Source organism: Massilia sp. CCM 8734, assembly GCF_011682155.1.
In the GTDB taxonomy this organism is placed as follows: Bacteria; Pseudomonadota; Gammaproteobacteria; order Burkholderiales; family Burkholderiaceae_D; genus Telluria_A; species Telluria_A rubra.
Genome location: NZ_WHJI01000003.1, coordinates 284581 through 295218, shown reverse-complemented (window position 1 = coordinate 295218; position 10638 = coordinate 284581). Strand labels below are relative to the sequence as shown.

General features: G+C 63.1%; 14 protein-coding genes. 6 read left to right on the top strand and 8 right to left on the bottom strand.

Annotation, left to right across the window (positions count from 1 at the left end; all coding sequences use genetic code 11):
- Positions 1 to 211, bottom strand: a 211-nt coding sequence (locus F2P46_RS05090) for a transposase (protein WP_166885819.1), incomplete at its 3' end; no start/stop codon positions are given.
- 289 nt (positions 212 to 500) lie between these two features.
- Between F2P46_RS05090 and F2P46_RS05085 the strand changes: the two genes are divergently transcribed.
- Positions 501 to 932, top strand: a complete 432-nt coding sequence (locus tag F2P46_RS05085; protein ID WP_166885817.1) for a group 1 truncated hemoglobin — start codon at positions 501 to 503, stop codon at positions 930 to 932.
- Between the two features lie 77 nt (positions 933 to 1009).
- Here F2P46_RS05085 and F2P46_RS05080 read toward each other — a convergent pair whose 3' ends face one another.
- Together F2P46_RS05080 and F2P46_RS05075 are read right to left on the bottom strand one after the other, a co-directional pair.
- Positions 1010 to 1714 (bottom strand): anti-sigma factor, encoded by a 705-nt coding sequence (locus tag F2P46_RS05080; RefSeq protein WP_166885816.1) that lies wholly within the window; start codon positions 1712 to 1714, stop codon positions 1010 to 1012.
- Positions 1711 to 2295: a sigma-70 family RNA polymerase sigma factor gene (locus tag F2P46_RS05075; RefSeq protein ID WP_166885855.1), complete on the bottom strand. Its 585-nt coding sequence runs from the start codon at positions 2293 to 2295 to the stop codon at positions 1711 to 1713. The genes F2P46_RS05080 and F2P46_RS05075 overlap by 4 nt, the downstream gene beginning before the upstream one ends.
- Positions 2296 to 2501: 206 nt before the next feature.
- Here F2P46_RS05075 and F2P46_RS05070 point away from each other — a divergent pair, with 206 nt between their 5' ends.
- On the top strand, positions 2502 to 3392 hold the full coding sequence (locus F2P46_RS05070) for a DUF3034 family protein (RefSeq protein WP_166885814.1): 891 nt from the start codon (positions 2502 to 2504) through the stop codon (positions 3390 to 3392).
- A 150-nt stretch (positions 3393 to 3542) separates the two neighbouring features.
- Here the strand turns inward: F2P46_RS05070 and F2P46_RS05065 are convergent, their stop codons facing one another.
- From F2P46_RS05065 to F2P46_RS05045, 5 genes are all read right to left on the bottom strand, one after another.
- Positions 3543 to 4064 (bottom strand): peroxiredoxin, encoded by a 522-nt coding sequence (locus F2P46_RS05065; protein ID WP_166885812.1) that lies wholly within the window; start codon positions 4062 to 4064, stop codon positions 3543 to 3545.
- A gap of 97 nt (positions 4065 to 4161) precedes the next feature.
- Positions 4162 to 4800, bottom strand: a complete 639-nt coding sequence (locus F2P46_RS05060) for a BON domain-containing protein (RefSeq protein WP_166885810.1) — start codon at positions 4798 to 4800, stop codon at positions 4162 to 4164.
- Positions 4793 to 5389 carry a phosphoheptose isomerase gene (locus F2P46_RS05055; RefSeq protein WP_166885808.1) on the bottom strand — a complete coding sequence of 199 codons (597 nt, stop codon included), beginning with the start codon at positions 5387 to 5389 and terminating at the stop codon, positions 4793 to 4795. The genes F2P46_RS05060 and F2P46_RS05055 overlap by 8 nt, the downstream gene beginning before the upstream one ends.
- Before the next feature lie 68 nt (positions 5390 to 5457).
- A complete protein-coding gene (locus F2P46_RS05050) occupies positions 5458 to 5817 on the bottom strand; it encodes a YraN family protein (RefSeq protein WP_166885806.1) in 360 nt (119 codons plus the stop codon).
- A gap of 1 nt (position 5818) precedes the next feature.
- A complete protein-coding gene (locus F2P46_RS05045) occupies positions 5819 to 7087 on the bottom strand; it encodes a penicillin-binding protein activator (RefSeq protein WP_166885804.1) in 1269 nt (422 codons plus the stop codon).
- Between the two features lie 12 nt (positions 7088 to 7099).
- Between F2P46_RS05045 and rsmI the strand changes: the two genes are divergently transcribed.
- From rsmI to F2P46_RS05025, 4 genes are all read left to right on the top strand, one after another.
- Complete coding sequence (rsmI, locus tag F2P46_RS05040; RefSeq protein ID WP_166885802.1) at positions 7100 to 8011, top strand: 16S rRNA (cytidine(1402)-2'-O)-methyltransferase; 912 nt, start codon at positions 7100 to 7102, stop codon at positions 8009 to 8011.
- Between the two features lie 209 nt (positions 8012 to 8220).
- Positions 8221 to 8676 carry a MarR family transcriptional regulator gene (locus F2P46_RS05035; RefSeq protein ID WP_166885800.1) on the top strand — a complete coding sequence of 152 codons (456 nt, stop codon included), beginning with the start codon at positions 8221 to 8223 and terminating at the stop codon, positions 8674 to 8676.
- Positions 8677 to 8771: 95 nt separating this feature from the next.
- Complete coding sequence (locus F2P46_RS05030; protein WP_166885798.1) at positions 8772 to 9566, top strand: alpha/beta fold hydrolase; 795 nt, start codon at positions 8772 to 8774, stop codon at positions 9564 to 9566.
- A 53-nt stretch (positions 9567 to 9619) separates the two neighbouring features.
- The gene (locus F2P46_RS05025) at positions 9620 to 10624 is read left to right on the top strand and encodes an alpha/beta hydrolase (RefSeq protein ID WP_166885796.1); all 1005 of its coding nucleotides are present in this window, start codon (positions 9620 to 9622) and stop codon (positions 10622 to 10624) included.
- Positions 10625 to 10638: the final 14 nt, after the last annotated feature.

Sequence of the window (10638 nt, the reverse complement as noted above, 5' to 3'; positions counted from 1 at the left end):
ACGCCGATTTCGCCACGAAATGGTGAAGGGACTGGTGTTTGGCGCGTACTTGCGTCGGCTTGATGTGCGCCGCCAGCGGCTCGACGCTCTTACGCGCGATCGGCAGCATCAGCCCTTGACAGTAGTCCTTCAGACTTGTCCTGCGATCCATATGGCCCACTGCGTCGCACAGGCGCTCAAGATAAACATCCAGATCAGCCAAATTTGTCATTCCCGTCTCCTGCAGTTATATAGACAGTTCAACAGTATACGCATATAATTCAATTTGTGACACAGTAAGACTAGCAGCCTGTCGGACTTGGGGAGTCGAAGCGAAAAAATAGCTGGGCGAGGCCAGATTTTGACGATTTCGCAGTGCCAATAGCGAGCTATTGGCCGAGAAAGCGACGAAATATGGGCCGTCCCAGGTATTTTTGCAGCCGACGATCCCAAGTCCGACAGGCTGCTAGGCGCGATTCGGTGCCAAGTTTGATTGGCGGTTAACCATGATTGGAGAAAGCATGAAAACGGTGACCCGGCTTTTTTGCATCGGCACGCTGGCGCTGGCCGGCGGCTGCGTCCACGGTCCCGCCACCGGCGACAGCACTTACCAGGGGCTGGGCGGGCAGGGCGGGATCAAGAAGATCGTGGACACGTTCGTGCCGATGATCATGGCCGACGCGCGCATCAAGGAATCGTTCAAGGATACCGACCTGAAGAACTTGTCGATGCGGCTGGAAGAGCAGTTTTGCGAGCTCTCCGGCGGCCCGTGCAAGTACAAGGGCAAGGACATGAAGGATATCCACGATGGCTTGAACATCACCAACGCCCAGTTCAACGCGCTGGCCGAGGACTTGCAGGCGGCCATGGACAAGAACGGCGTGGCGCCGGCGGTGCAGAACAAGCTGGTGGCCAGGCTGGCGCCGATGCAGAAGGATATTGTGACGAAGTAGGATCGGCCAGGCACGCGTCGTCCCCGCATCGAGGCGGGGAGTCGGTTCCGCCAATGGCGGAACCGACAGTGCCGATACTACAAGCTCACCCAATTGCCCTTGTACACAATCGGCCCGGTCGGTCCATTCGGATCGGGCGAGCCCCCCTTCGGCTCCAGGGTCACCGCCAGCACCGCCACATCGTCGCTGATGGCATTGTCCGTCAAGGTGAAGCGGCCCTTGTTGTCAGCCAATACCCCCAGCGAACGCGGCTTGCCCGACTTCGGCACCGCCCACAGATGCAGGCTCTTGTCGGCCGCGACCGGCGCGCCGCCCACCACCCGCGCATCGAGGGCGTGGTGCTTGCGGTCGGCGGTCAGCACCATGGCGGGCTGGGCCTTGTCGTCGCTCAAGGTGGCCACGTACGAAATGACCGGCGCATCGACCGGACGGTAGCTTACTACCACCACCAGCAGCAGGGCCGCCATGGCGGTCGACACCATCCCCAGGTTGCGCCAGAACGCCAGGTTGTCGCTCTGCCAGAAGCGCCAGCCGCCGGTCTTTTTCGGCTTGAGGTCCAGACGCCGTTCGATGCCGCGCCACACGCTTTTCGGCGGCCTCACATCACCGGCAAACTCGGCCATGGGCGCCAGGCGCTGCTGCCACTGCGCGGTGATATTGCGCAAGTCGGCGTCCTGGTGCAGCCAGCCTTCGAAACGGCGCCGCGCGCCGCCCCTGAGCGTACCCAGCACGTATTCCGCCGCCAGTTTCTGGCGCAGGACAATGTTATGTCGGATGTTCATGTTCGCTCCCGTTTCGCGAGGCAGGTGCGCAGTTTTTCAAGACTGCGCCTGATCCAGGTTTTGACGGTTCCGACTGGTAGTTTCATCTGCTCGGCCACTTCGCTGTGCGACAGGTCGTGGTAATAGGCCAGCGCGACAACCTGGCGATGCATGCCTTCGAGCGCGGACATGCACCACGCCAGCGCTTTCGCATCGCCACTCATCTGCAACGCCTCGATCGGCGTCGCTTGCGGATCCTGTAGAGCATTCATGACTTCACTATCAAACTGTTCCGCATCGATTTCAACCGAGACGTCGCTGCGCCGGAGGTGGTCGAACGCCTTGTTGCGGACAATGGTCGCCATCCAGGTCATCGGCGCTGCGAGATGACTCTGGTAGTTGGCGGCATTGTTCCAGATGGCGACATAGCTCTCTTGCAAAACCTCTTCAGCGAGCTCGCGCTTGTGCAATATACGCAGCGCGAAGCCAAACAGTTTCGGTGAAGTTGCATCGTAGAGGGAACGGAAGGCGCCGCCATCGCGTTTGCCGGCTGCCAGGAGCCAGGTGCGTAGTTGCTGCGGGTCGAGCGGGTTGACGTCGATGGACACTGAGCGCCTTGACAGTGGGTTCGGGTGGCCGCGGCGTGGCGCGGAGTGCCCGGTGAGGTTATCCCAAAGGCATATCGGATTACAACAAACATATTTGCGAAACAAAGCAAAATAGTTGAATCCAATCGCGCGCCGTTTGCGTACGCAGTATTGTGGAGACGGCTGAGTTGGTTCGTGCAACACCTTCATCGGGAGACAATATGCAGATCACGCGCGTGGGTAGCTTGTTCTTGGCGGCAAGTTTGACGGCCGGTGCGGCGTACGGACAGGGCCGGCCCGACCTGGGCAAGCTCACTGCGACGGGCGGCGTCAGCCAGCTCGAAGGCGCCGGCGGCGGCGGCCTGACCCCGTGGGCGCTGATTACCGGCTATGGCAGCCGCGACAGCTGGGGCGCGAACGCGCACTACACCGGCGTGCGCACCCAGGATTACACGCTGGACACGGCCGGGGTGGCGCTGGGGCTGGCCGACCGGGTCGAACTGTCGCTGGCGCAGCAGCATTTCAAGGGCAGCCTGGCGCCGCTGAACCAGCTGAGCATCAAGCAGGATATTCTTGGCGTAAAAGTGAAAGTGGCGGGCGACGCCGTGTACGGGCAAGATAGCTTGATGCCGCAGATCGCCGTCGGCGCGATGTACAAGCGCAACAAGGGCGTGGGCGGGCTGGGGGCGCTGGGCGTGACCAGGGTCACGCAACTGGGCGCGAAGGATGACAGCGGCACCGATCTCTACGTGGCCGCGACCAAGCTGCTGTTGCATCAGAGTTTGCTCTTGAACGCTACCGTGCGCGCGACCAGGGCCAATCAGATGGGTTTACTGGGGTTTGGCGGCGACAGGGGCGATTCCTGCAAGGCGATGCTGGAAGTGTCGGCCGCGTACCTGGTGGACCGCCAACTGGTGGCCGGCGTGGAATACCGCCGCAAGCCGCACAATCTGGGGGTGGACAATGAAAAGGCGTATTACGACGTGTTCGTGGCCTGGTTCCCCAGCAAGCATGTGTCGGTGACGGCCGCGTACGCGGTGCTGGGGGAGATTACGGTGTTCAACCCCCAGCGCCAGCGCGGCGCGTATTTGTCGGTGCAGACGGGGTTTTGAACGCTAACCTCCAAACCGTCGTTCCCGCGTAGGCGGGAACCCAAGTTTGTTTCAAAGCCGCTGACGGCTCTACAAAATGAGGTTCCCGCCTACGCGGGAACGACGGTTTCGAGCTTAACGCCGTTTCGTACAGTAACTAATTTTGAGCATTCAGCCCGCGATGGTTTTTTCCAGCAACTTATGCAAGGCCGGAAAATCCGGCTCCCCCACATAGCGCTTGATGATCTTGCCATCCTTGTCGATCAAGAACGTGGTCGGCGTTAACGTCACATCCCCGAAGGCCTTGGCAATATCGCCGGCGCTATCGAGCGCCACGGTAAACGGCAGGCGGTTGGTCTCGGCATAATTGAGCACGTAATTGGGCGCGTCGTACTTCATGGCCACCGCCACGAACTCCATGCCCTGGCCCTTGAACTTGTTGTACGTATCGACCATCTGCGGCATTTCCTTGACGCAGGTTGCGCACGAGGTTGCCCAGAAATTGACCATGACCACCTTGCCGCGCAAGCTTTGCGAGCTGATTTTCTGGCCCTTGATATCGATGAAGGTCACGTCCGGCGCGGGCGTGCTGCGCGCCAGCGAGGAATAGCCGATGGCGGCAATGGCCACCACCGCCGCGCCGATAAGCGCCGGTTTGAGCCAGGAAGTACGGGGTGGAGTCTGGGTGGACATGACTGTGGAAGCGGGAATGGAACAGAAAATCATTATAGCCGCGCTGCAAAAACGCTGCCCGCGCGGCCAAGTACTTACAAGCGACCAGCCAAGACGACTACAACTGGACCGACGAAGACCGTGGCGAAATCGCCTTGAGCTCGTCGTCGCTGATGTATTCCAGCACTTTGACGACTTTTTTCACGCCCGACACGCCACGCGCCACATCGGCGGCGACCTGGCCTTCGCGCTGGGTCACGCGGCCCATCAGGAACACGGTGCCGCGCTCGGTGATGACCTTGAACGAGGTCGCCGAAATGGTCTGCATGTCCACCAGGCTGGCCTTGACCTTGGTGGTGATCAGCGAATCGCTCGAACGCGAGGTATAGGTGGCGGGCGAAGCGATGTCGAGTTCGTTGATCACGATCGCCACGCCATCGATGTTGGCCACTTCGCGCTCGACCGCCGCCTTCATGGCTTCGTCACGCACTTCGCCGGTCAGCAGCACCTTGCGGTTGAAGCTGTTGACATTGATATGCACGTCTTCACCGGTAATTTTCGGCAAGCGCATGTCGGCCTTGAGCGCAATGGCCTTGTCGTCGGCTTGCGCGCCGAGCGTGCGGCGGTCGGCCGTGGCCACCGCGCCGGCCACGGCGCCGCCCACGAACAGCCCGATGCAGCCCTGCAGGCTGCCCAGCAGGGCAACTGCGACGATGGCCTTGGCCAGCGGGCGCATCGCACGTAATGGATCATTCATTCACATCTCCTCCGAACAAGGCGACGTCGATACCGTCGCAAATGCAGTGTATGGTTACCAGGTGCACTTCCTGGATGCGCGCGGTGCGCGTGTGCGGCACGCAGATATGCACGTCGGCGTCGGTCAGCAACTTGCCGAGCGCGCCGCCATCCTTGCCGGTCAGCGCCACGACGCGCATTTCACGCTCGAGCGCCGCTTCGACCGCGGCAATCACGTTGGCCGAATTGCCCGAGGTGGAAATGGCCAGCAGCACGTCGCCGGCCTGGCCGAAGGCTTGCACCTGCTTCGAGAAAATCTCGCGGTAGCTGTAATCGTTGCCCACCGCCGTCATGATCGAGGTATCGGTGGTCAGCGACATCGCCGGCAGCGGAAAGCGCTCGCGCTCGAAACGGCCCACCAGCTCGGCCGCAAAGTGCTGGCAGTCGGCGGCCGAACCGCCATTACCGCAAGCAAGAATCTTGTTGCCGTTCGACAAGGCGAAGAACATCAGTTCGATCGCTTGCGAGATGGGTTGAGCCAGGGCAGAAGCCGCCTGAATCTTGAGTTCGGCGCTTTCGTGGAAGTGGGCGAGGATGCGTTGAGTATTCATAGTGGAGGATTATAGTGCAGCAGATAGCCAACCCGGAGAAGTACGATGAAAATCGCCCTGGCGCTCGCTTATAACTGAATTGCGTTGCGCAGCCACTCCATGCGCTCGCCGTCGATGGCGAGCACGTCGAAGCGGCACGGCGGCGTGTGAGGAAAGCGCAGCAGGTAGGTCTGGGCCGCGCGCACCATGCGGCCGATCTTGGCGGGGGTGATGCTGGCGGCCGCGCCGCCGTGGCTGGCGCTGGCGCGCTGGCGCACTTCGACGAACACCAGTTCCTCGCCGTGGCGCAAAATCAGGTCGATTTCGCCGCCCCGGCAGCGGTAGTTGGCCTCGACCAGGCGCAAGCCCTGGCCTTGCAGATAGTCGAGTGCTTTCTGTTCCCACAGCTGGCCCTGGCGCTGCTTGCCGCTCAGCCGGGCCGGCCACATATTACTGCACGCCGCCCGACGGCTTGAAGCTGCCGCCCTGGTAGACCGCGGTCGGCTGCACCCGCTCGAAGCGCGCCGGGCCGTCGCCGAAGCTGACCGACAACCGTCCGGTCACGCCATCCATGGTGAACGGCGCGCCCGGGTGCAGGGTGATTTCGCGCGCCACCCGGAAGGCATCGATGCCGAGCGCATACAGGCGGTCGAGGTCGAGCGTGCGGCGGCTGGCGTTCCAGCGCGGATACACCATCACGGCCGGATGGTCGGGCTGCACTTCCCACGGCAGGTCGAGCAGGCGCACGCCGTCGAGCTCGGCCAGCGCCATGCCCGGTTCGGTGCCCGGATTGACCGACGAGGTGCCGTAGGCCGGCACGTTGGTGCCGATCGAGGCGCGCACCTGGCGCAGCTGGTCGGCGTCGAGCGCGGTAAATAGCAGGGTCGGCTGTTCGGCATCGACCCGGTTTCTCAGCTGGGCGATGCCCGATTCGCTCAGGTAACCGTTCGAGGCGGACAGTTCCAGGGTCTGCGACTCGTTGCCCAGCTGCTTCCACTGGGCTGCAAACGCGCTGGCGATACGGCGCTGCCAGGTATTCGCGCCGGATACGACCAGCGCGCGCGCGCCTGGATGCTCGCTCGCGGCCCACTGCGCCACCTGGCGCGCTTCGTCTTCGATCGACAGGCCGATCACCAGCAGATTGTGCGGCAGCGCGCCGCCCGTGCCGCGTCCGTCCGGATGATTCAGGGCGATGGTCGGCTTGCTGACGGCCACGCCGGCGCCGGCGATCGCGCTCACCGCCGAGCGCGCCAGCGGGCCGACCACGATATCGTTCTGCGCCAGCGCCGTGGTGTAGGCGGCCAGCACGTCTTGCGGGCTGTCGCCGGTTTCGATCAGGTTCACTTCGAAACCGGTGCGGTCGCGCTCGTAAGCGGCCATGAAACCGGCGCGCAGCGCGCCAGCCGGCGGGCCGAGCGCGTCGGAGCGGGTCGGCAGCAGCAGGCCGATGCGGGTGGCCGCTTTGTTGTCGGGCGCGGCGGCCGCGCGCGGATGGTCGGCCACGGCGCCCGGCGGCGCATCGACCGGCATGGTCTCGACCTCGGCTTCAGGGATGACCGGCGCGACGATCTCGGGCGCGCGCGGCTGGGCCGGTGCGACACTTGTGTTTGGCTCGATAGGCGCGCACAATCCCCCCGGCCTGTCGCAGGGCGTGCTGCAGGCACTCAACATCGTGAGCGCGCTAACGGCGAACAGGCCCTTCAGACTTTTAATCAGCATTACCACTCCCAAATGACAGAATTCCAGACCAGTTCGATCGCCCAGCTTCCCGTCATTGGCGAGGCCGTGCATCAGTCCTATCCTACAGCAACCCTGTATATCGTGGCTACTCCCATTGGCAACGTCACCGACATTACCGTGCGCGCTTTGCACGTGCTCTCGCTGGTCGACGCGGTCGCTTGCGAAGACACCCGTAACACCGGTAATCTGCTGACCCGCTTCGGCCTGTCGCGCCCGATGATCGCCGCGCACCAGCACAACGAACGCGAAGTGGCCGACAAGCTGATTGCGCGCCTGCAGGCCGGCGAGCGCATCGCGCTGGTGTCGGACGCCGGCACGCCGGGCGTATCCGACCCGGGCGCGCGCATTGTCGACGCCGTGCGCGCCGCCGGCCTGCGCGTGGTGCCGCTGCCGGGCGCCTCGGCGGCGGTGACGGCGCTCTCGGCCAGCGGGCTGGTCAACGATCAATTCTATTTTGTGGGTTTTTTGCCGGCCAAGGCAAAGCAGCGCGAAACCGCCCTGCAAAAACTGCTGACGGTCGGCGCCACCATGGTGTTCTACGAAGCGCCGCACCGCATCCTGGACTGCGTGGAAGCGCTGGCCGGCGTGTTCGAGCCGGCGCGCCAGGTGGTGTTCGCGCGCGAGTTGACCAAGCTGTTCGAAGAAATCCACCGTTGCCCTTTGTCCGAGGCGCTGGCCTGGGTCAAGGCCGATCCGCACCGCGAAAAGGGCGAGTACGTGGTGCTGCTCGAAGGCGCCCAGGCCGAGGGCGATGCCGAAGAGGCCGAGGCCGAGCGCATCCTGCATATCCTGCTGGCTGAATGTTCGGTCAAGCAGGCCGCCAACCTGACCGCGCAAATTACCGGGCGCAAGAAGAATGCCCTGTACGACCGCGCGCTGGAAATCAAGGGTCAGCAGGACTGATCTGCATCAATCGCACTTTCGCGCCATCGCCATTGTCCAAGCGGGACGCGGGCTGCTTCGCACCACCGGCCGTGCAAGTCGTATCGGGGGACTATGCCCGGCGGCTGGCGCGGAGCGGCGCCGCGTACGGACGGCGGGCGAGAATGCGGCAATCAACAGAGTTTAAAAATAGCTTGCTATTTGATAGTGCGCTACATATACTGCTTCACATGGACGACAAACAAACACCGAATAACGACGTTCCCCGGCTTGATGGCCAGTTGTGCTTCTCGCTGTACTCGACTTCCCTGGCGATGAGCAAGCTGTACCGCAAGTTGCTGCGCAAGCTCGGGCTGACGTACTCGCAGTACCTGGTGTTGATGGTGCTGTGGGAACAGAACGAGTTGACGGTGTCGGAAATTGGCGAGCGTCTGTCCCTGGACTCGGCAACCCTGACTCCCCTGCTCAAGCGGATGGAACAGGCTGAACTGCTGACCCGCATCCGCGCCGCCAGCGATGAACGCCAGGTCATCATCTCGCTGACCGAAGCAGGCAGCCTGTTGCGGGAAGAAGCGAAGAAGTTTCCTTCGCAAATGTTGTGCACCTTTGCTTGCGGGTTGGACCAGGTCGTCAGCTTGAAGCAGCAGCTCGATGAACTGCGCAGTAACTTGAACAAAAACACGTAATGCACGGGGTGGGCAAGTACCGCCTGCCCCGGTCGAATAAAAATATAGTGCGCTATATAATAGTAAGCTAACTTAATCTCTTAAAAGGAACCACCATGAAAGCCATCAACACCATCGCCCTCGCCCTGTCGATCAGCGCAGCAGCCGCCGCTCCCGCCATGGCCGCCCCAAGCACGGTCGCCGCCGTCAAGCCGACCGTGATCCTGGTGCACGGCGCCTTTGCCGACGCCGGCAGCTGGAACGGCGTTGCCTCGAAACTGCGCGCCGACGGCTACAGCGTAATCGGCGCCGCCAACCCGCTGCGCAGCGTCAAGGGCGATGCGGCGGTGGTGTCCGATATCGTCAAGTCCGTCAAGGGCCCGGTGGTGCTGGTCGGTCACTCCTACGGCGGCGCGGTGATCTCGACCGCCGCCAACGGCAACCCGAACGTGAAAAGCCTGGTCTACGTGGCCGCGTTCGCTCCGGACCAGGGTGAAACGGCGTTAGAGCTGTCCGGCCGCTTCCCCGGCGGCACCCTGGGCCAGGCCTTGGCCGAGCCTGTGTCCATCGCTGGCGGCGGCAAGGATTTCTACATCCAGCAAGACAAGTTCCACCAGCAGTTCGCCGCCGACGTGCCGAAAGCCGACGCCCAGCTGATGGCGATAGCGCAGCGCCCGATTGCCGAAGCCGCCCTGACCGAAGCGTCCGGTGCACCCGCCTGGAAAAACCTGCCGTCGTACTTCATCTACGGCACCGGCGACAAGAACATCCCGGCCGCCGCCCTGGGCTTCATGGCCGAACGCGCCAAGTCGCGCAAAACCGTTGAAATCAAAGGCGCTTCGCACGTCGTGATGACCTCCAACCCGGCCGCCGTTGCCCGCCTGATCGAAGACGCGGCGCAGGCCAAGTAAGCCGAAGCAATATATAGCTCGCTACTTAATAGACATCAACTAAAAGGAACATCATGAAATCCGCTCTCGCCCTGACCCTGCTCGCCGCCTCCCTCTCGACCGTTCACGCGGCCAGCCTGCCCGGCGTCGAACGCAACACCGCGCAATTTTTGAAAGCGATCGAAGGCGGCAAGCCGCTCGAGCAGATGACGCCGCAAGAGGCGCGGGCCGTGCTGGTCGGTGCGCAGGCGGGCAGCAAGGTGGCGCTGGCGCCGGCCGATGTGAGCGAAAAAACCGTCACCTTGGACGGCAAGCCGGTCAAGCTGACCATCGTGCGCCCGGCAGGGGCCAAGGGCAAGATCCCGGCCTTCATGTTTTTCCATGGCGGCGGCTGGGTGCTGGGCGACTATCCGACCCACGAACGCCTGGTGCGCGACCTGGTCGCCGGTTCCGGCGCGGCGGCGGTGTTCGTCAACTACACGCCGTCGCCGGAAGCGGGCTACGGGGTGGCGGTCAAGCAGGCGTATGCGGCAACCCGCTGGGTGGCCGAGCATGGCGACGCCATCAACGTCGACGCCAAGCGCCTGGCGGTGGCCGGCAACAGCGTGGGCGGCAACATGGCGGCGGTGGTCAGCCTGATCGCCAAGGACCAGGGCGCACCCAAGCTGCGCGCCCAGGTGCTGATGTGGCCGGTGACCGACGCCAACTTCGATACGCCGTCGTACAAGCAGTTCGCCAACGGGCACTTTTTGACCCGCGACCTGATGGTCTGGTTCTGGGACAGCTACACCAGGGATGCCGGCGCCCGTAAAGAAATCTACGCTTCGCCCCTGCAAGCGAGCAACGCGCAACTGCAAGGCTTGCCACCAACCCTCATCCAGACCGCCGAATTCGACGTGCTGCGCGATGAAGGCGAAGCCTATGCCCGCAAACTCGACGCGGCAGGCGTGGACGTGAAAAGCGTGCGCTACAACGGCATGATCCACGACTTCGGCCTGCTCAACGCCCTGGCCACCTTGCCGGCCACCCGCAGCGCACTCGAGCAGGCGTCGCAAGAACTGAAGCTGCGCCTGAAATAAGCAGTCGTGACCGG